Origin of the sequence: Rhizobium sp. 2MFCol3.1, from assembly GCF_000377565.1 — a bacterium.
Lineage (GTDB): Bacteria > Pseudomonadota > Alphaproteobacteria > Rhizobiales > Rhizobiaceae > Rhizobium.
The window spans coordinates 69,402-87,638 of sequence record NZ_KB898360.1; the positions used below are offsets into that span (position 1 = coordinate 69,402).

Genomic DNA, 18,237 nt, shown 5'->3' on the forward strand with positions numbered 1-18,237 from the left:
CGCCACGAGAACGCGGCGGGCGACTTGTTCTGCATCGGCCTAGGCAGCACTTGAAAACAGATAAGGCCGGCGCTCGGTCTCACTTGTCTTGAAGGAATGCCGCAAATGCAGCAGATCCTTGCGCGCGATCAGCCCGACCAGCCGCTTCGTCTGCGGATCGATGACGGGGATGCGTCCCTCACCCGAGTTCAGCATGATGTCCGTGACATGCCCGACCGTATCATCCGCAAGCGCATAGGCGATCTTGGAATTCGACACCGCGTCGACAATGCTGACATCATTTGCCACGGCCGCCTGATGCCACCGCAGCACATCGGCACGTGACACCAGGCCGAGCAGCACCCGCTGTTCGTCGACGACGGGATAGACGCGATGCGTCTTCTCGGCCGTCTCGAAGAAGGTCTTCACCTCACCCACGGTCTGCCCGGCAGAAAGCACGTCGACATCCACGATCATGATGTCACGGGCGCGTGTCAACTCGAACGGGTCGATGCCGTATTCGCGCGTGATGTGCTGGCCGCGCCGGGCGATCTTTTCCGTGAGGATCGAGCGCCGGAGCACGAGCACCGTCACCGCATAGGCCGACACCGTGGCGGCAAGCAGCGGCAGAAGCGCCGAGAGGTCTCCCGTCAGTTCCACCGCGAAGAACGTCCCAGTCAGCGGTGCACGCATCGTGCCACCCATCATCGCGGCCATGCCGATCAGCGCCCAGAAGCCCTGATCCCCAGGCAGAAACAACCCGGCCAGCCAGCCGATAGCCCCGCCGAAGATGAGCAGCGGCGCCAGCACGCCGCCAGAGGTGCCGGAGGAGAGCGCGATCAGCCAGATCGCCACCTTCACGGCGAGGATGGTGAGGACGGCGGCCGGAAGGACGTTGCTGTGCAGCAGATCCTCGATGATGTCGTAGCCGACACCGAGCGCGCGCGGCTCGATCAGCCCGCCGAGCCCGATAAACAGACCACCGATCGCCGGGCACCACATCCAGTGAACAGGCAAGGCCTCGAACAGGTCCTCGACCTTGTAGAGGAGCACGGTCAGAAGACCGGACGCGAAGCCGGTGAGAATGCCAAGCCCGGCGCAGAGCGCGATCCCCCACCAAGGCAGGCTCATGTCGAAATGCGCGGGAAACAGCGGACCGGCGCCGAACAGAAACGGCCGCCAGCAAGCCGACACGCAGGCAGCCACGGCAACCGGAATAAAGCTCCTCGGCTTCCATTCGAACAGAAGCAGTTCGACCGCCAGGAGAAGTGCCGCGATCGGGGTGCCGAAGATCGCGGTCATGCCGGCGGCAGCCCCCGCCACCAGCAGAGACTTGCGCTCCGCCGAGCTCATCTCGAAGCACTGCGCAAACAGCGAACCGATCGCGCCACCGGTCATGATGATCGGCCCTTCCGCCCCGAACGGACCACCGGTGCCGATCGAGATCGCCGACGATAGCGGCTTGAGCACGGCCACCTTCGGCGACATCCGGCTTCCGCCGATCAGGATCGCCTCGATGGCCTCAGGGATGCCGTGTCCCCTGATCTTCTCCGAGCCGAAGCGCGCCATCAGCCCGATGATCAGCCCGCCGATGACAGGCACCACAAGCATCCACAGCGACGGACGCGCATGCGCGACGCTCTCGGCAACGAGGCTGAACTTTCCGAACCAGACGATATTGGAGACGAGCGAGATCAGGCTGACCAGTAGCCACGCCGCGAAGGCGCCGCCGGTGCCGACGACGACGGCCATCGCGATCAGCGCCAGAACGCGCTTGTCAGTGGTGAAATCGCCCGCCGCGCGGCGCGGCAGCAGGGAAGCGGCATTGGGGGATGTATCGGGAGGAAGAGATTTTGGGGGCATGGTCGATCCTGTCTGGTTTTTATCTGCGCGCTCAAATATATCGTATTACGATATAAATCAAGAGAGCTGCCTCTCGCGCCGCGGCCTTTGCGGATGGCGGCGATAACGGCTACAGATCGCCGTGACTTTCATGGGCGTTGACGGAAGGATGTGGCGATGCGGGACGATCTGTCGGACGAGGATTACGAAGCTCTCGCGAACCTTCGCCACACGCTGCGCCGTTTCATGGATTTCAGCGCCTCGGCCGCGCTCGAAGCTGGCCTGCCCGCGCAGCAGCATCAGGCGCTGCTCGCCATCAAGGGGCACCGCGCCCCCGATCCGATGACCGTCGGCCTACTGGCAGAGCGACTGATCATCGCGCCGCATACCGCCACCGAACTGGTGGGCCGTCTGGAGGCAGCCGGCTACGTCAGCCGCCGCCCCGACCCCAACGACCGCCGCCGCCAGACGCTCATCCTGACGGACCAGGCCGAAGCCGTCCTCAAACAGCTGACGACCATCCACCTCAAGGAAATCCGCGAAATGGCACCGCGCCTGATCGGCATCCTACAGAGCATCCAGCAGGAAACGCCACTGCCGGATGACCCGTGGTCGGCATAAGATGTCGACGACGCCTCGGACAGCCCTTCAGGGCGCTCCGTTGATCTCGACGATGTTGAGATCAGGATCGCGAAGATAAAGCTGCGGGAACCCGGCCGGCCCGGTGCGGAAAACCAGCATGTGCTTGGGATCGCCTTCAGGCAGGTCCGCGCTAAAGCCTAACGCGGCTAAGCGTTCGAGAACGCCCTCGAAGTCATCGGTCCGAAATGCGAAGTGCCAGTCGTTGCGATCGATGACCGGCCGTTGCCGAAAGGTGCCCTCGGGATGGACGACGAGATGGACCTGCAGACTGCCGCAGGCGAGCCATGCGCCTCCGACAGGAAAGTCCGGCCGAGGAATTTCGGAAAGACCAAAGACATCGCGGTAAAACGGAAGAGATGTCTCCAGGTCATCAGTGATGATCGACACGTGATGCAGGGCAAGCATGTCCTCTCCCCCCAAGAAGCGTCCAAGCAACCCTCACAATAGCCGAAACAGCAGCCTGACGCCATCTGAGGGGGAACCCCCTTCCCGCGACCGGCGTCTCTACAACCAATTGCGCTTAAACAAACAGATCCCGCCCAAGCAGCGCAACCGCCCATATCGCGAAGGCAAACAGCGCGATCTTCCAGAAATCCGCACGCTTCCTGAGGCCCGGCAGACCAAGCGGCTTGATCAGGTGCACCACCATCGCAAGCATCAGGAGAAGCGCGATCAGCTTCGTCATGTCTTTATTTTTCCATATGTTCTTGATGTCACAGGACGGACATTATTTCGCGCAACCACTGCTTCTAAACATGCCGTAAAGGCATTCGGGGAGACAATCAACATTGCAAAGACTGGGCAGCATCGTGTGCTGCCATATGTCTTTGTGCATGTAAGCTGAGTTGCATGGGGGGCCAATGAAACGAAATCTTCTATCCGTCGCCGCACTTCTGTTCGGCACGCTCTTTCTGTTCATGGGCAATGGCCTGCAAGGCATCCTCCTCCCCGTCCGCGGCAATCTCGAAGGTTATGCGACCACCACGCTCGGCCTGCTCGGCACATCCTGGGCCGCCGGCTTCGTCATCGGTTGCCTGGTTGCGCCGAAGATGGTCAGCCGCGTCGGCCATGTGCGCGCCTTCTCCGGCTTCATCTCGATCATTGCCATCATCGCGCTGGTGAGCGGCATCGCCGTTCATCCGGTCTGGTGGGTGCTGTTGCGCGCCGTCACCGGCTTTGCCACGGCCGGCACCTCGATGATCATCGAGAGCTGGCTGAACGAACGCGCCACCAATGAAAGCCGCGGCGCGATCTTCTCGCTCTATATCGCCATCACCCTGATCGGCGTCGTCGCCGGCCAGATGATGATCCCGCTTGAGGACGTCCGCACGCCCATCCTCTTCATGATCTGCGGCATCTTCTATTGCATCGCCATGCTGCCGACGCTGCTGTCGACTGCAGCCTCTCCGCAGCCGCTGAAGGCCGTGAAACTCGATCTCAAGGCGCTCTATCGCAATTCGCCGGTCTCCTGCCTCGGCATTCTCCTGGTTGGCATCGCCAATGGCGCCTATGGCACGCTGGGCGCCGTCTTCGGCGCCGGCGCCGGCCTGTCGGATACCTCAATCGCCATCATGATGAGCTCGACCATCTTTGCCGGCGCGGTCATGCAGCTACCGGCCGGCCGCCTCTCCGACCGCATCGACCGCCGCTACGTGCTGGCCGCCATGTCGGCGATCGCGGCGCTCGCCGGTCTCATGCTCGTCGTCCTCCACCCCTCCTCGCCCGCCTTCATCATCACGCTCGTGGTGCTCTATGGCGCGGTCGCCAACACCCTCTATCCGATCGCCGTCGCCCACGCCAACGACTACGCCTCCTCGGAAGACTTCGTGAAGGTCTCCGGCGGCCTGCTGCTGCTCTACGGCATCGGCACCATCATCGGCCCGACGATCGGCGGCCCCGTCATGTCGATGGCAAGCCCGCACGCACTGTTCCTGGTGACCGCACTCGCCCACGTGCTGATCACGGCTTACGCGATCATCCGCAGCCGCGCGCGCGCCGCCATTCCGGCAAGCGACCGCGACGCCTTCACCACCATCCCGACGGCCACATCGCAGATGATGACGCCGGAGGGCATGACGCTTGCCGATCGCGGGCAGAACAAGACGCCCGAGCCGCCGATGGAGCCGGCAACCCGATAGACTTGAAGCGGAGACGGCCGGGCGCTTGCCCGCCGACACGAGGACGGAGGACCGAACATGAGCTTCATGGATGACGACCGGCCGCAGAAGAAACCGAATCACGAGATCGGGATGGACCTCTCGATGATGTCGGTGGACGAGCTGAACGCGCGTATCGACATGCTCAAGGCCGAGATTTCGCGCATCGAGCAGGAAGCGGCGCGCAAGGCATCGGGAAGATTGGCCGCAGAAAACCTCTTCAAATCCTGAGCCGGCAAAACCCCGGATTTGATTTATAGCCGCCGCGCAAGTGTTAATTCGGCACACACTTAATGAGGCGTTAAGCTTTCTAATGTATTGATGTGCTCATCCGGACTTGCTCTGGATCTCAGACAGTTTCCCATGCGGTGAATTGGTCTGATTTTTCTCCCTGTTTTACCTTGAGAGCCGCTTTTGCGGCTCTCCTTTTTCGCATTGGCTGGGGACGAAAACCACGAAACTGTGGAAGTTAACCCTTTATTAAGAAACGCCTTGCGCTATTAGGCTAAAACTACCATCTTTAAAGTCATTAAGGCCGACCGGTGAAACCTTTTGGGACCGGCCTGCGTTACCTGATCAATAAGTAGATGCGTGCAACAGGGACCCTTTAAATGTCAGAGCTTGGATTGAACACGATCAGTTTTGCAGGACGCGCTGCCGCATCGTCGCAGTTTAAGACATTGTACTCCGAGGGCATGTCGCTGGTCGAAGAGACCGCCGCCTATCTGGATGGCAATGGCCGCACCGCATCCAAGGTTCTGCCGCGCATGGCGTCGGTTCTCTACGCAGCGGAATCCATGCGCCTCACCACCCGCCTGATGCAGATGGCCTCCTGGCTCCTCCTGCAGCGCGCCGTCAACAATGGCGAAATGTCGCGCGATCAGGTTCTGGCCGAAAAGAACAAGGTTCGCCTCGACGGCTTCAACGTCGACCGCAACGCTCCTGGCTGGGGCGACCTGCCTGAAGCCTTCCGCGACCTGATCGAACGCTCGCTGCGCCTGCAGAACCGCGTAGCCCTGCTCGACCGCGAAATCTATCGCCCGAACGAGGCAGCGATCGTTCCCGACAACCAGAACAGCGTCCAGGCTCAGCTCAGCCTGCTGCAGACGGCCTTCGGCAACAACTGATCCATTCAAAGTAGACTGCATAAACCGGCTGCGTTCCCTGCGCGGCCGGTTTTTTGTTGTCCAGACCTCAGCCGCTGACCGGCGTTCAGCTCAAGCATGGCCCAAACGCAAAAAAGCCCCGCTTTCGCAGGGCTCCTTCGAAATCAGTGCAACAGCAGCGATTAGAGGCCGAGGCCGCCGAAACGCTTGTTGAACTTGGAAACGCGGCCACCGCGGTCCATGAGCTGCTGGTTGCCGCCCGTCCAGGCCGGGTGCGACTTGGAATCGATTTCGAGGTTCATTACAGCGCCTTCAGAACCCCAGGTCGAGCGGGTTTCGTATTCGGTGCCGTCGGTCATCACTACCTTGATGGTGTGATAAGCGGGATGGATTTCAGCCTTCATAACAATCTTCCTGCGATGTCACGTCCATTTGACGCACCACGTTGCGACAAGAGGACCGATTGAATAAATGAAGCCGCAGTCGCTACTGGCTACGGCTTCCCATTAGGATGCGGTGCCTATACATGAAGGCCATTAGGATAACAAGAGCCATCGACCGTGTTGCACGGTGTTGAAGGCTGCTGGAGATTGAATTGACAGACGCAATGCAGACCGAGAAGAAAAAGTCCCGCTCGCTGAAACCTCTCGGCAGACTGACGCCTTACGTCATGCGTTATCGCGGCCTCGTCACCGGCGCCCTCTTCTCGCTGGCGCTTGCCGCCGTCACCTCGTTAGCGCTGCCGCTTGCCGTGCGCCGCATGATCGACCATGGCTTCAGCCATTCCGACGGCCGCTTCATCAACAGCTACTTCGTCATGCTCATGGTCATGGCGGTCGTTCTCGCCATATCGAGCGCGCTGCGATACTTCTTTGTCATCACGCTCGGCGAGCGCATCGTCTCGGATCTCCGCCGCGACGTCTTCGCGCATGTGACGCGGTTGTCCGCCTCCTTCTTCGACGTCAACCAGTCCGGCGAGATCGTCTCGCGTCTGACGGCCGATACCACGCAGATCAAGTCCGCCGTCGGCGCCACTGCCTCAGTCGCGCTACGCAACATGATCCTGTGTCTCGGCGCCATCGTCATGATGGTCGTCACCTCGCCGAAGCTCGCCAGCCTCGTGCTGTTGGCCATACCCCTTATCGTCTTCCCGCTCGTCGCCTTCGGCCGCTCGGTGCGCAAGCGCTCGCGCGCGGCACAGGACACGCTGGCCGAGGCATCCGCCTTCGCCAACGAAACCATCGCCGCCACCCGCACCGTCCAGGCCTTCGGTGGCGAAACGGCAGCGGCAAGCCGCTATGGAGCAGCCGTCGAAGCAGCCTTCACCGCCGCCCGTGCCGCCATCCGCTCGCGCTCGCTGCTGACGGGCATCGCCATCACGCTGATCTTCGGCAGCGTCGTCGCCGTCCTTTGGGTCGGCGCGCACAATGTGCTCGAAGGCACGCTGTCTGCCGGCACGCTCGGCCAGTTCCTGCTCTATTCCGTCATCGCCGCCGGCTCGCTCGGCGCGCTCTCGGAAGTCTGGGGCGAGCTCTCGCAGGCAGCCGGCGCCGCCGATCGCCTGACCGAACTGCTCGACGAAGTCTCCCCGATCGTAACCCCGGCATCCCCCATCGCCCTGCCCGACCCGAGCCTCGGCCGCGTCGAGTTCACAGACGTACATTTCGCCTACCCCTCGCGCCCCGATACATCGGCGCTGCATGGCCTGAGCTTCGCGGTCAAGCCGGGCGAGACCGTCGCCATCGTCGGACCCTCAGGCGCCGGCAAGACCACCATCTTCTCGCTGCTGCTACGCTTCTACGATCCGCAGCAGGGCGCCGTCATGATCGATGGCGTCGACGCGCGCCAAGCCGACACCGACGGCCTGCGCAAGCGCATCGCCATCGTCCCCCAGGACGTCACCATCTTCGCCGCCTCCATCCATGATAACATCGCCTTCGGCCGCCCCAGCGCCACGCGCGAGGAAGTCCGCGCCGCCGCCATCGCCGCCCAGGCCGACGAGTTCATCGCAAGATTGGAGCAGGGCTACGACACCACGGTCGGCGAACGCGGCATCATGCTGTCGGGCGGCCAGCGCCAGCGCATCGCCATCGCCCGCGCCATACTCAAGAACGCGCCGATCCTGCTGCTCGACGAAGCCACCTCGGCGCTCGATGCCGAAAGCGAAACCCTCGTGCAGCGCGCCCTTGATGGCCTCATGGAAGGCCGCACCACCCTGATCATCGCCCACCGCCTGGCAACCGTCTTGAAGGCCGACCGCATCCTGGTCCTCGACCAGGGCCGCGTCGTCGAGGAAGGCACCCACCAGAGCCTGGTGCGCCACGGCGGCATCTACGCCAAACTGGCCCGGCTGCAGTTTGATGCTGGTGCCGAGGAGCTTCTCGCTGCGGTGAAGTGACGGTGGGGCAGTACTTCCACTAGGGATTGCAATCCCAAAGGTGCTGCAATACCGTTGAACCGTATCCAGGGCGCGGGTGATGCGGTTCAACGGCTTCGATTGGGATGATGGCAACTGGCCGAAGTGCGGCAGGCATGGCCTGTCCATCCGGACGATCGAATCCGTGTTCGAACGCCCAGTCACCATCTTCGGCGATCCCTTCGACCCCGGATTGGAAACGAGGATGCGAGCGATCGGCAAGGATGAGCACGGGCGTTACGTCTTCGTCGTCTTTTGCCTGCGCGTCAGAAACGGTGTAACTTTGCTGCGTCCCATCAGCGCGCGCCACATGCACGCAAAGGAAGTGAGGCACTATGAACAGCAAAAGTCTTAAGCCGCTTCCACGTTTCACCTCTGACCGGCAGGCCGAGGATTTCGTCGCCGATGCCGACCTGACCGAATTCGATCTCTCCACCGGTCGTGACATGTTGTTCGAGAAGATCCCGCCAGAACATGTGGCGGCGGACGATTACGTCTTCGTAATCACGAAGGACTCACAAAACCGCTTTCATTTCGACGTGAAGCAATCGAGCGGCAAAATCCTGTTCTCGTCCGCGCCCCTGAGCTCGAGAGAAGCGGCGCTAAAGGCAATCGATGCGTTCAAGGCGGGCATATCCACGGCCGCGACCAAAGATGCCCCGGACGCCGCCGCCTGAGCTAAGACGGCGCAAACATCCCGATGGAATAATTGAATTTTTTGTTTTAGGCTGCGCTTGCAGATTTAAACAACATCCTGATTCCGGGAGACAATCGATGTATAAGTTCGAAGTTTATAAGGACAAGGCAGGCGAATTCCGTTTCCGTTTCAAGGCATCGAACGGCGAAGCGATGTTCGGCTCCGAAGGCTACAAGGCCAAGGCGTCGGCGCTGAGCGCGATCGAATCCATCAAGAAAAACGCTCCCGGAGCCATCGTCGACGACACCACCAAGGCGGCTGACGCCTGATACATCAAAGGCGGCACCTCAGGGCGCCGCCTTTTTCTTTTGTGCTGCTGGGCCATGAATAGTGCGGTATGCCGCGCCGTTACTTGCGCAACCGCAACGACCCCGTCACTTCTCCGTCAGCTTCAGCTCGATCCGTCGGTTGGTCGCCCGCGCCTCAGGCGTATCGCCCGGCGCAATCGGCTGATACTCGCCGAAGCCGGCCGCGACCAGTCGGTCGGCCGGCACGCCCTGCGCGATCAGGAACTTGACCACCGAGATCGCGCGCGCCGAAGACAGCTGCCAGTTGTCGGCGAAGCGGCCGGTGCCGGCGAGCGGCACGTTGTCGGTGTGGCCATCGACGCGCAGCACCCAGTTGATCTCCGGCGGAATTTCCTTGGCGACGTCGAGCAGCGCTGCCGCAAGCTTGGCCATCTCCGTCTGCCCGTCGGGATTGAGATCGGCGCCGCCGGAGGGGAAGAGCACTTCCGACTGGAACACGAAGCGATCGCCGACGATGCGGATGTTCTCGCGGTCAGACAAAATCTCACGCAGGCGCCCGAAGAAATCCGAGCGATAACGGTTGAGCTCCTGCACCCGCGCGGCAAGCGCCACGTTGAGGCGGCGGCCGAGATCGGCGATCTTCGTCTGCGACTGCTGGTCCTTCTGCTCGGAGGCCTGCAGCGCCACCTCGACGGCGGCGATCTGGTTGCGCAGCGCCGCGATCTGCTGGTTGAGCAACTCGACCTGGCTCATCGCCCGGTCGCTCATCTGCTTCTGCTCGTCTAGCTCCTTGGTGAGCGAGCCGATCCGCTGCTGCGCCGCGTCCTGGCCACCGGAGCCGGCCGACAGCAGCGACTGCAGCCGCGAGCGTTCGCCCTCGGCGGTCGCAAGCGAGGCCTGCAGGTTGGCGACGCTGTCCTCGAGATCCTGCTTGCTGCCCTTTTCGAGCGCCAAGAGCTGCGTCAGCTCGTTGATCTGGCTGTTCAGCCGGTTCATCACCTCGTCGCGGCCGGATATTTCGCGGCTCAGAATAAACTGCCCGACGACGAACACCGTGAGCAGGAACATCACCGCGATCAGAAGCGTCGAGAGCGCATCGACGAAGCCGGGCCAGTAGTCGACCGTGCGTTCGCGGCGACGGTTTCGGGCAAGAGCCATGGCTTACTTGCCCTCGCTCTTTTCGGTCTGCGGCATGCGCGGGCGCTCAGTCGAGGCATGCTTTTCCTGTGCGCCGATCCGCTCGGCCAGCCGGTCGAGCGTGCGGCGCATAGCCTTCGCCTCGTCCTGCTGCGCCTCGATCCAGTCGCGCAGCATCTGCTGCTCGTTGCGCATGTTCTTGACCAGCCCCTGAATGCCCTCGGCGAGATTGGCCATGGCCGCGACCGAGCGCTGGCTGCCGCCGCCCTCTTCCGAGACCTTCTGCATGTATTCAGACAGCGCGCGAATTTCTTCCGGCGAAACGCCGCCCTTGGTGTCGATCACAGGGGCTGCGAGGTCGGAGCCGACATCGGTCACCGAAGACAGCCAGTTTTCGAGCTCCGTATAGAAGCGGTTCTGCGCGCGGCCGGCCTGCAGGTCGAGGAAACCGAGGATGAGCGAACCGGAAAGACCAAGCAGCGAAGACGAGAACGCCTGCCCCATGCCGGAAAGCGGCTGCGACAGCCCCTCTTTCAGCGAGGTCAGAACATCGGAAGACCCGCTCGTGCCGGCATCCAGCGACTGGATGACCGAACTGATCGAACCGATTGTCCCGATCAAGCCCCAGAAGGTGCCGAGCAGGCCGAGGAAGACCAGAAGCCCGATCAGATAGCGCGAGACGTCGCGGGATTCGTCCAGGCGGTTGGCGATCGAATCGAGAATGGAGCGGAAGGCCGTGGTCGAGATGCCGGCGGCCGAGGAGGTGCGGCTGCCGATCAGCGTGCGCATCGGCGCGAGCAGCTTCGGGTTGCGGTTCACCTTGTCGGCGCTGCCGGCGGCGCGGAACGAATTGAACCAGCGCACCTCAGGCCGCAGCGACAGCACATGGCTGAACACTAGGATGATGCCGATGCCGAGAACGCCGAGAATGAGGCCGTTCAGCCCCGGATTGTGCATGAAGGCCGTCTGCGCCTGGCGGAACAGGATGGATGCTATGAACCCGACGATGACGAGGAACAGCACCATCGTCCACAGAAAGGGCATTGGGCTGGATAGCTTATAGCTGTAATTTCCCGTGGTTTTTTCGGTCGAGCCGAACTCCGCCACATTCACATTTTCCATAGATTCCGCAGCCTCCGGCCTCATCACAGCCGGAGACTAGATCATCATTGTGCCGAATTGAAGTATGCGGAACGAAAAAGCCTGTCTTTATAACAAAGACTTACCGGCTGGGCACAGGACGCTTGGCAACTTCCATCAGCGCCTTCTGGATGTACTCGTTGCCGGCCACGACGTTGCCGGTCTCCAGAATAGAGTTACCGCCATCCCAGTCACTGACATAGCCGCCGGCTTCGCGGATGAGCAGGATGCCGGCCGCGATATCCCAGGCCGAAAGGTCGGTTTCCCACAAACCGTCGAAACGGCCGGCCGCGACATAAGCGAGATCGAGCGAGGCCGCGCCCATGCCGCGCACACCGGCGACTTCGCCCATGACGTGCCGAAGTTCGACGAGGAATTTGCCATGGTTGCCACGGCCAAGATGCGGAACGCCGCAGGCGACGACTGAGTCAGAGAGCACGCGACGCGCGCCGACGCGCAGGCGGCGATCGTTGAGGAAGGCGCCGCCGCCACGCTCGGTGGTGTAGAGCTCGTCGGTCGCCGGGTTGAAGATGACGCCGGCGACGATCTCGTTGTTGCGCTCGAGCGCGATCGAGACGGCGAACATCGGAATGCCGTGCAGGAAGTTGGTGGTGCCGTCGAGCGGATCGACGATCCAGCGGTGCGCACCGTCGGTGCCCTTGATCTCTTCGCCTTCCTCGCCGAGGAAGCCATAGGTCGGACGTGCCTTCAGAAGCTCTTCGCGCACGATCTTCTCGGCCTTGCGGTCGGCGGACGAAACGAAATCGCCCGGTCCCTTGACCGAGACCTGCAGGTTCTGCACTTCGCCGAAATCACGCCCCAGCGACTTGCCTGCCTTGAGGGCAGCCTGAACCATGACATTGAGAAGAGCTGAACGGGCCATGTGGGCGGTTTTCCTTGGGCTAAATAGGTGCGCGTTGTCAGGGCGGGGATGGTCCCTGATCGCCGGTAGAGGCTGCGCTTTATAAGATTGGCGGCTTCAAGACCACAAAATCAGGGAAATTTCAAGAGCGGCGCCGCATGGCTGCATTGAATCGCCAGAAGGCCGCAAATTAATTATGGACAGATCAGTCTGTAATTCCTATATCTCCGCCATGGCAAGACACAAGGAATTCGACCGCGACCTGGCGCTTGGCGCCGCCATCAACGTTTTCTCCGAGCACGGCTATGAAGGCACGTCGACGGATCAGTTGCTGACGGCAATGAAGATCAGCCGCCAGAGCATGTATGATACCTTCGGCGACAAGCGAGGCCTCTATCTGGAAGCCTTGCAGCGCTACAACGCCGACAGCACCGCGAGATTGATCGACGACCTGAAGCGCCAGGCATCGCCCGTCGAGGCGCTGGAGGGCGCGCTCGTCGCCTTTGCCTCGCGGCCGGCGGCGGAAGCCAGCCGCGGCTGCCTCGGCGTCAGCGCCGTCTGCGAATTCGGCCGCACGGACGTTGAGATCGCCACGCTGACCGATAGCGCGTCGCGCACCCTGTCCACGGCGCTGAAGACGATCGTCGAAGACGGCCGCAAGAGTGGCGGCATCGCATCCGACATCGACCCCGACGAGGCTGTCCACTTCCTCGGCGCGACCCTATCAGGCATGAAAGTCAGCGCCCGCAACGGCGCCTCCCCCGAAACCCTTCGCGGCATCGCCCGCATGGCCATCCGCAGCCTTCGCTAAGAGCACCACAAGGCCGCACCACCTTCTGGCATCCAATTCTAGACTGAATGATCCGGAAAACAGAAAGGAAATCCAAATGTCTCACTCTCTCACCGACAAGGTCGCCCTCATCACCGGCGGCTCGCGCGGCATCGGCGCGGCGATCGTCCGCAGGCTGGCGCAAGACGGCGCGGCCGTGGCCTTCACCTATGCCAGCAGCGATGACCGGGCGAAGGCGCTGACCACGGAGATCGAAGCCAAAGGCGGCAAGGCGCTGGCGATCAAGGCGGACAGCGCCGATCCCGAAGCCGTGCGCAATGCCGTCGCCACGACAATCAGCCGCTTCAGCGCGCTCGACATTCTGGTCAACAATGCCGGCATCCTGATGCTCGCCCCACTCGATGAATTCGCGCTGGAGGATTTCGACCGCATGTTCGCCGTCAACGTCCGCGCCGTCTTCGTCGGCACCCAGGCAGCGGCAAGGCACATGCAGGCAGGTAGTCGCATCATCAATATCGGCAGCGTCGTTGCCGACCGCAGCGGCTTTCCAACATCCTCGGTCTACAGCATGACCAAGGGCGCCATCGCCTCGATGACCCGCGGCCTGGCGCGCGATCTCGGCCCGCGCGGGATCACCGTCAACACCATCCAGCCGGGACCAACGGCCACCGACATGAACGGCGCGTCGGGCACGGAGGAGCACCTGTCGCCGCTGATGGCGCTGGGCCGCATGGGCGAAGACAACGAAATCGCCAGCCTTGCGGCCTATCTCGCGAGCCCCGAGGCATCCTTCGTCACCGGCTCCGCGCTCACCATCGACGGCGGCTACCTCGCCTGAACGCAAAAAGCCGGCGGTGCTCGCACACCGCCGGCTCTCATCTGTGTATCGTCGCGCCTCAGAACTTCTGCTGCGTGATCAGGACTTCGCGGGCGATCTGCTCCAGCGGCAGGATACGATCCACCCCGCCCTTGGCGATCGCCTCCTTCGGCATGCCGAAGACCACCGACGTCGCCTCGTCCTGCGCCACCGTGTAGGCGCCGGCCTGGTGCATCTCCAGCATGCCCTTGGCGCCATCGTCGCCCATTCCGGTCATGATGATGCCCATGGCGTTGGAGCCCGCCGAACGCGCCGCCGAGCGGAACAACACATCGACCGATGGCCGGTGGCGCGAGACCAGCGGGCCGCTCTTGACCGCAACGTGATAGCGCGCGCCGCGCCGCTCGAGCAGCATGTGGCTGTCGCCGGGCGCGATCAGCACATGGCCGCGCAGCACGGGATCGCCATCGACGGCTTCCTTGACCTCGACCTCGCACAGGCTGTTCAGCCGCTTGGCGAAGGCGGCGGTGAATTTCTCCGGCATGTGCTGGACGATGACAATACCGGGCGCATTGGCCGGCAGCGCCTCCAGAAACTCGCGCAACGCCTCGGTTCCACCGGTGGACGCGCCGACGCAGACCACCATCTCGGTCGTCTTCGCCATGGCTTTCCCTGATGGCGGCGGCAGCATCGCATCCGCCGTCAGCTTCTGCGCCGGCATTGGCGCGCCGGGCCGCAGGCTGTTGACGTTGCGTCTGACATTGCCGAGACGTGCATGCGAGGCGCTTTTCACCGCCTCGCGGATGCGGACGGCATCGTCGGCCAGACTGTCGGCAGCGCCGATCTTCGACTTCAGGATCACGTCGACGGCGCCGGCCTCCAGCGCCTGCATCAGCGTTTCCGACCCCGCCTCCGTCAGCGACGAGCACATGACGACGGGGATCGGCCGCTGCGACATCAGCTTGCGCAGGAAGGTGATGCCATCCATGCGCGGCATCTCGACATCGAGCGTGATGACATCAGGGATTTCTTCCTGGATCTTCTTCGCCGCCATGAAGGGATCGGTCGCGACCCCCATGATCTCGATATCGGGATCCTCCTGCAGCACGCGAACGAGCGTCTGGCGAACGCTTGCGGAATCGTCGATGACGAGAACGCGGATCTTCTTGCCCATATGCTCTTTGACCTAGATGCGCTGGAACACAGTGTTGGAAACCTGCTTCAGGGGCAGGTCGATACCGGTGATGGATTCGGAGTGGCCGATGAACATGTAGCCGCCCGGCAGGAGCCGCGCGCACAAGCGCTTCAGAACGCCTGATTGCGTCGGCTTGTCGAAGTAGATCAGCACGTTGCGGCAGAAGATCATGTGCATCCCCTCGCCGACGGGATAATTCTCGTCCATCAGGTTCATGCGGGCGAAGCCGACGCGGCTACGCAGATCGGCCGAGATGCGGACCTCACGACGATCCTTCTGCTTGGCGACCATCACATATTTCCGCAGCAGCTCACGCGGCACCGGATGCACCAGATCCTCGGAATAGATGCCGCGCCGCGCCGTCGCCAGCACGTCGGTGCTGAGATCGGTCGCGAGGATGCTGTAATTCAGGTCGCGCCGGTCGGCGACGAACTCTTCGAGCACCATGGCCATCGTATAGGGCTCGGCCCCCGTGGAGCAGGCGGAACTCCAGGTGCGGATGGTGCGGACGCCGCTCGAGACGAGTGCGGGAAGCGCCACCTGCTGCATGTATTCGAAGTGGCGCGCCTCGCGGAAAAAGTCGGTCTTGTTCGTCGTCACCGCGTCGATCAGATAGACCGTCTCCTGCTCCAGCCCGTCGTCGTGGAACAGGAAGTCGCAATAGTCGTCGAAGGTCGCGTGCTGCGTTGCCCGCAGCCGGCGGCGAAGCCGGCCTTCGAGCATCGTCAGCTTCGTCGGCGGCATCTTGATGCCGCTATAGTCATATATGAACTGTGCAAGCTTCTCGAAATTCCGCTTGCTGATCCTGTCGCCCACCATTTGGGTCTCAACGGCAGCCATGCTCATAAGTCAAAATACTCCAGCGTGTCCGCTCAGGCGGCCGATTGCAGGGCGGAGGCATCCTCGCGCGACAGAAGCCGCGCGAGATCGACGATGACGACGAAGCCGGTTTCGCGGCGCACGACGCCGGAAATGTAATCCGAGCGCCAGCGCACGCCGATATCAGGCGCCGCCTCGATCTGGTCGCGCCTGAACGGCGTGACTTCGAAGACCCGGTCGGCGACGAGGCCGAGCGTGAGAAGCCGGCTCTCCATCGGGATGTCGAGGACGAGAACCCGCGTGTGCGACGTGGGCACCGTCTTCGACATGCCAAGCTTCAGCCTGAGATCGATGGTCGGGACGCCCTGGCCGCGCACGTCGCGCAGGCCAAGGAGATAGTCGGGACCATTCGGGATCTTGAAGGCCTCGGCATAGTCGAGGATCTCGCGGACCACCTCCACAGGCACGGCGAAGATTTCCTCGCCGAGGCTGAAGGTGACGAACTGCGCTTCCTGGGAGGTGGTTGGCATATTATGCGCTTTCCTTGAAATCGGCGTCGCCGTCATCGGGTCCGCCCATGGCCATGTCGAGTGCGAAGCCCTTGGCGCGTGCCTGCTGCGCCGTGACCGAATTGGCAACGGGCTTGGATGCAGGTTTGCGAGCGGCAGGTGCCGGGCTGCGAACACTGATGCGAGCGGCAGGTGCCGGGCTGCGAACACTGATGCGGGCGGCAGGCTTGCGGCTGTCGCGGCTGCCGGCCATGTCGACCTTGAAGAAGGCGATCGAGGTCTGCAGTTCTTCCGCCTGGCTCGCCAGCTCTTCCGAGGTTGCTGACATCTCTTCCGATGCGCCGGCGTTCTGCTGGGTCACCTTGTCGAGCTGCTGGATCGCTTCGTTGATCTGCGAGGCACCGATATCCTGCTCGCGGCAGGCGGCGCTGATCTCGGAGACCAGTTCCGCCGTCTTGCGGATGTCTGGAACCAGACGACCAAGCATGTCGCCGGCTTCGCTGGCAGCCTTGACGGTATCGCCAGACATGGCGCTGATTTCAGCCGCTGCGGACTGGCTGCGTTCCGCAAGCTTGCGAACTTCGGAAGCCACGACTGCAAAGCCCTTGCCATGCTCGCCGGCACGCGCTGCCTCGACAGCGGCGTTCAGCGCAAGCAGGTCGGTCTGGCGAGCGATTTCCTGGACGATACCGATCTTCTCGGCGATCGTGCGCATGGCCTCGACGGCGCGGGTTACAGCGTCACCGGAAGCCTCGGCATCCTTGGCGGACTGGCGCGCGATCTTCTCGGTCTGGGCTGCGTTATCGGCATTCTGCTTGATGTTGGCGGCCATCTCTTCCATCGAAGCCGAGGCTTCTTCGGCGGATGCTGCCTGTTCGGTGGCACCCTGCGACACCTGCTCGGAGCTCGCCGACAGTTCCTGGCTGCCAGCCGAGACGTTTTCAGCGGCTGCGATCGCATCGGCAACGACGCCGCGCAGGCGCTCGACCATCTGCTCCAGCGCGAGACCAAGCGTATCCTTGTCCGACAGCGGCTTCGGCGCGACGGTCAGGTCGCCGTTCGAAATCTGCGTGGCGATGTTGGCGGTGTTGCGCAGGTTTGCGGTCATGATGTTCAGCGTGTCGACCAGATCCTTGATTTCGTCGTTGGTCTTGACGAGGACGTCCTGATCGAGATCGCCGATGGCAACTGCGCTAACGGCGGCCTTCGCCTTGTTGAGACCGGCGCTGATGCCGAGTGCGATCCAGAGAGCGGCAGCGATGGCCATGAGCAGCGCAACACCAGCGACAGCGAAGATGAAATTGCGCGTCGTCAGATACTGCGCAGTCGTGTCTTCATCGGCCTTCTGCATCGCGGCGCGGTTTGCGTCGATGCGGGCCTGGGTCAGCGTTTCGATGTCGTCGACAATCGTGCGACCCTCGTTCGTGGCCAGACGAACGGCTTCCGCGCCATTGCCGTCCTGAGCGAGCTGGTGAATGCGATCATCGAGTGCATAGAGCTTCGTCTCAAGCTCGCCAACATCCTGCCAGCCCTTCTTGCCGGCTTCGCTGGTGTTGTTGTCGAGCAGCCACTGGCGGGTTTCGGAGAACTGCTTGCGGTTGCTGTTGCTGGCGTCGATGTACTTGGCGACATCTTCAGGCTTGGTGGCGGTCGCCATGTTCATCTGCGCGCGAACGATGCGCAGCTGGAAGTTACCGAGGTTCTGTGCCTGCTCAAGACGCTTGGCCGGACCGGCGATCACATCGCTGATCGCGTTGTTGAGATTGGAGAGGCTGTAGATGCCGTAGCCGGCCGTCGCCAGCAGCAGAACGATCATCAGGCCAAAGGCAATGGCCAGTTTCAATTTGATGGTAAACCGCATTTCTTCATGTCCTTGAAATCG

General features: G+C 62.5%; 21 protein-coding genes. 10 read left to right on the top strand and 11 right to left on the bottom strand.

Annotated features, from left to right (window positions below; all coding sequences use genetic code 11):
* Positions 1-39 precede the first annotated feature (39 nt).
* Positions 40-1,842 carry a chloride channel protein gene (locus D460_RS0116465; RefSeq protein ID WP_018899674.1) on the bottom strand — a complete coding sequence of 601 codons (1,803 nt, stop codon included), beginning with the start codon at positions 1,840-1,842 and terminating at the stop codon, positions 40-42.
* A gap of 156 nt (positions 1,843-1,998) precedes the next feature.
* Here D460_RS0116465 and D460_RS33190 point away from each other — a divergent pair, with 156 nt between their 5' ends.
* The gene (locus D460_RS33190) at positions 1,999-2,442 is read left to right on the top strand and encodes a helix-turn-helix domain-containing protein (protein ID WP_018899675.1); all 444 of its coding nucleotides are present in this window, start codon (positions 1,999-2,001) and stop codon (positions 2,440-2,442) included.
* 27 nt (positions 2,443-2,469) lie between these two features.
* Here the strand turns inward: D460_RS33190 and D460_RS0116475 are convergent, their stop codons facing one another.
* Both D460_RS0116475 and D460_RS36425 read right to left on the bottom strand, forming a co-directional pair.
* The gene (locus tag D460_RS0116475) at positions 2,470-2,868 is read right to left on the bottom strand and encodes a VOC family protein (RefSeq protein WP_018899676.1); all 399 of its coding nucleotides are present in this window, start codon (positions 2,866-2,868) and stop codon (positions 2,470-2,472) included.
* A gap of 115 nt (positions 2,869-2,983) precedes the next feature.
* Entirely contained in the window at positions 2,984-3,148 is a 165-nt protein-coding gene (locus D460_RS36425; RefSeq protein WP_018899677.1) for a hypothetical protein, read from the bottom strand.
* Positions 3,149-3,323: 175 nt separating this feature from the next.
* Here D460_RS36425 and D460_RS0116485 point away from each other — a divergent pair, with 175 nt between their 5' ends.
* From D460_RS0116485 to D460_RS0116495, 3 genes are all read left to right on the top strand, one after another.
* Complete coding sequence (locus D460_RS0116485) at positions 3,324-4,601, top strand: MFS transporter (RefSeq protein WP_018899678.1); 1,278 nt, start codon at positions 3,324-3,326, stop codon at positions 4,599-4,601.
* Between the two features lie 57 nt (positions 4,602-4,658).
* Positions 4,659-4,850, top strand: a complete 192-nt coding sequence (locus D460_RS0116490) for a DUF1192 domain-containing protein (protein ID WP_018899679.1) — start codon at positions 4,659-4,661, stop codon at positions 4,848-4,850.
* Positions 4,851-5,230: 380 nt separating this feature from the next.
* Positions 5,231-5,746, top strand: coding sequence for a DUF1465 family protein (locus D460_RS0116495; RefSeq protein ID WP_026283232.1), 516 nt, complete (start codon positions 5,231-5,233; stop codon positions 5,744-5,746).
* A gap of 161 nt (positions 5,747-5,907) precedes the next feature.
* Here the strand turns inward: D460_RS0116495 and rpmE are convergent, their stop codons facing one another.
* Positions 5,908-6,129, bottom strand: a complete 222-nt coding sequence (gene rpmE / locus D460_RS0116500; RefSeq protein ID WP_018899681.1) for a 50S ribosomal protein L31 — start codon at positions 6,127-6,129, stop codon at positions 5,908-5,910.
* A gap of 203 nt (positions 6,130-6,332) precedes the next feature.
* Between rpmE and D460_RS0116505 the strand changes: the two genes are divergently transcribed.
* From D460_RS0116505 to D460_RS0116520, 4 genes are all read left to right on the top strand, one after another.
* Positions 6,333-8,123 carry an ABC transporter transmembrane domain-containing protein gene (locus D460_RS0116505; protein WP_018899682.1) on the top strand — a complete coding sequence of 597 codons (1,791 nt, stop codon included), beginning with the start codon at positions 6,333-6,335 and terminating at the stop codon, positions 8,121-8,123.
* Between the two features lie 79 nt (positions 8,124-8,202).
* Entirely contained in the window at positions 8,203-8,496 is a 294-nt protein-coding gene (locus D460_RS0116510) for a BrnT family toxin (protein ID WP_018899683.1), read from the top strand.
* Positions 8,477-8,818: a CopG family antitoxin gene (locus D460_RS33195; RefSeq protein ID WP_018899684.1), complete on the top strand. Its 342-nt coding sequence runs from the start codon at positions 8,477-8,479 to the stop codon at positions 8,816-8,818. The genes D460_RS0116510 and D460_RS33195 overlap by 20 nt, the downstream gene beginning before the upstream one ends.
* A 97-nt stretch (positions 8,819-8,915) precedes the next feature.
* Positions 8,916-9,107 (top strand): YegP family protein, encoded by a 192-nt coding sequence (locus D460_RS0116520; protein WP_018899685.1) that lies wholly within the window; start codon positions 8,916-8,918, stop codon positions 9,105-9,107.
* Positions 9,108-9,212: 105 nt separating this feature from the next.
* On the opposite strand, the gene D460_RS0116525 is transcribed toward D460_RS0116520, so the two are convergent.
* From D460_RS0116525 to D460_RS0116535, 3 genes are all read right to left on the bottom strand, one after another.
* A complete protein-coding gene (locus D460_RS0116525) occupies positions 9,213-10,244 on the bottom strand; it encodes a peptidoglycan -binding protein (protein ID WP_018899686.1) in 1,032 nt (343 codons plus the stop codon).
* 3 nt (positions 10,245-10,247) lie between these two features.
* Positions 10,248-11,345, bottom strand: a complete 1,098-nt coding sequence (locus tag D460_RS0116530; protein ID WP_018899687.1) for a hypothetical protein — start codon at positions 11,343-11,345, stop codon at positions 10,248-10,250.
* A gap of 100 nt (positions 11,346-11,445) precedes the next feature.
* Positions 11,446-12,246, bottom strand: a complete 801-nt coding sequence (locus D460_RS0116535; RefSeq protein ID WP_018899688.1) for an inositol monophosphatase family protein — start codon at positions 12,244-12,246, stop codon at positions 11,446-11,448.
* 211 nt (positions 12,247-12,457) lie between these two features.
* On the opposite strand from D460_RS0116535, the gene D460_RS0116540 reads away from it, so the two are divergent.
* Complete coding sequence (locus D460_RS0116540) at positions 12,458-13,036, top strand: TetR family transcriptional regulator (protein ID WP_018899689.1); 579 nt, start codon at positions 12,458-12,460, stop codon at positions 13,034-13,036.
* Positions 13,037-13,112: 76 nt separating this feature from the next.
* A complete protein-coding gene (locus D460_RS0116545) occupies positions 13,113-13,853 on the top strand; it encodes a 3-oxoacyl-ACP reductase family protein (protein WP_018899690.1) in 741 nt (246 codons plus the stop codon).
* Between the two features lie 58 nt (positions 13,854-13,911).
* Here D460_RS0116545 and D460_RS0116550 read toward each other — a convergent pair whose 3' ends face one another.
* Genes D460_RS0116550 through D460_RS0116565 form a run of 4 tightly spaced genes read right to left on the bottom strand, consistent with a single transcriptional unit; the run spans position 13,912 to position 18,216 of the window.
* Positions 13,912-15,006 (bottom strand): chemotaxis response regulator protein-glutamate methylesterase, encoded by a 1,095-nt coding sequence (locus D460_RS0116550; protein WP_018899691.1) that lies wholly within the window; start codon positions 15,004-15,006, stop codon positions 13,912-13,914.
* 12 nt (positions 15,007-15,018) lie between these two features.
* Entirely contained in the window at positions 15,019-15,873 is an 855-nt protein-coding gene (locus D460_RS0116555; RefSeq protein ID WP_026283234.1) for a CheR family methyltransferase, read from the bottom strand.
* A gap of 26 nt (positions 15,874-15,899) precedes the next feature.
* A complete protein-coding gene (locus tag D460_RS0116560; RefSeq protein WP_018899693.1) occupies positions 15,900-16,376 on the bottom strand; it encodes a chemotaxis protein CheW in 477 nt (158 codons plus the stop codon).
* A 1-nt stretch (position 16,377) separates the two neighbouring features.
* Entirely contained in the window at positions 16,378-18,216 is a 1,839-nt protein-coding gene (locus D460_RS0116565; protein ID WP_018899694.1) for a methyl-accepting chemotaxis protein, read from the bottom strand.
* Positions 18,217-18,237: the final 21 nt, after the last annotated feature.

Excerpts from the sequence above, each read along its gene's own strand:
- D460_RS0116465 (WP_018899674.1), bottom strand. The coding sequence starts at position 1,842 with ATGCCCCCAAAATCTCTTCCTCCCGATACATCCCCCAATGCCGCTTCC.
- D460_RS33190 (WP_018899675.1), top strand. The coding sequence starts at position 1,999 with ATGCGGGACGATCTGTCGGACGAGGATTACGAAGCTCTCGCGAACCTT.
- D460_RS0116475 (WP_018899676.1), bottom strand. The coding sequence starts at position 2,868 with ATGCTTGCCCTGCATCACGTGTCGATCATCACTGATGACCTGGAGACA.
- D460_RS36425 (WP_018899677.1), bottom strand. The coding sequence starts at position 3,148 with ATGACGAAGCTGATCGCGCTTCTCCTGATGCTTGCGATGGTGGTGCAC.
- D460_RS0116485 (WP_018899678.1), top strand. The coding sequence starts at position 3,324 with ATGAAACGAAATCTTCTATCCGTCGCCGCACTTCTGTTCGGCACGCTC.
- D460_RS0116490 (WP_018899679.1), top strand. The coding sequence starts at position 4,659 with ATGAGCTTCATGGATGACGACCGGCCGCAGAAGAAACCGAATCACGAG.
- D460_RS0116495 (WP_026283232.1), top strand. The coding sequence starts at position 5,231 with ATGTCAGAGCTTGGATTGAACACGATCAGTTTTGCAGGACGCGCTGCC.
- rpmE (WP_018899681.1), bottom strand. The coding sequence starts at position 6,129 with ATGAAGGCTGAAATCCATCCCGCTTATCACACCATCAAGGTAGTGATG.
- D460_RS0116505 (WP_018899682.1), top strand. The coding sequence starts at position 6,333 with ATGCAGACCGAGAAGAAAAAGTCCCGCTCGCTGAAACCTCTCGGCAGA.
- D460_RS0116510 (WP_018899683.1), top strand. The coding sequence starts at position 8,203 with ATGCGGTTCAACGGCTTCGATTGGGATGATGGCAACTGGCCGAAGTGC.
- D460_RS33195 (WP_018899684.1), top strand. The coding sequence starts at position 8,477 with ATGAACAGCAAAAGTCTTAAGCCGCTTCCACGTTTCACCTCTGACCGG.
- D460_RS0116520 (WP_018899685.1), top strand. The coding sequence starts at position 8,916 with ATGTATAAGTTCGAAGTTTATAAGGACAAGGCAGGCGAATTCCGTTTC.
- D460_RS0116525 (WP_018899686.1), bottom strand. The coding sequence starts at position 10,244 with ATGGCTCTTGCCCGAAACCGTCGCCGCGAACGCACGGTCGACTACTGG.
- D460_RS0116530 (WP_018899687.1), bottom strand. The coding sequence starts at position 11,345 with ATGGAAAATGTGAATGTGGCGGAGTTCGGCTCGACCGAAAAAACCACG.
- D460_RS0116535 (WP_018899688.1), bottom strand. The coding sequence starts at position 12,246 with ATGGCCCGTTCAGCTCTTCTCAATGTCATGGTTCAGGCTGCCCTCAAG.
- D460_RS0116540 (WP_018899689.1), top strand. The coding sequence starts at position 12,458 with ATGGCAAGACACAAGGAATTCGACCGCGACCTGGCGCTTGGCGCCGCC.
- D460_RS0116545 (WP_018899690.1), top strand. The coding sequence starts at position 13,113 with ATGTCTCACTCTCTCACCGACAAGGTCGCCCTCATCACCGGCGGCTCG.
- D460_RS0116550 (WP_018899691.1), bottom strand. The coding sequence starts at position 15,006 with ATGGGCAAGAAGATCCGCGTTCTCGTCATCGACGATTCCGCAAGCGTT.
- D460_RS0116555 (WP_026283234.1), bottom strand. The coding sequence starts at position 15,873 with ATGAGCATGGCTGCCGTTGAGACCCAAATGGTGGGCGACAGGATCAGC.
- D460_RS0116560 (WP_018899693.1), bottom strand. The coding sequence starts at position 16,376 with ATGCCAACCACCTCCCAGGAAGCGCAGTTCGTCACCTTCAGCCTCGGC.
- D460_RS0116565 (WP_018899694.1), bottom strand. The coding sequence starts at position 18,216 with ATGCGGTTTACCATCAAATTGAAACTGGCCATTGCCTTTGGCCTGATG.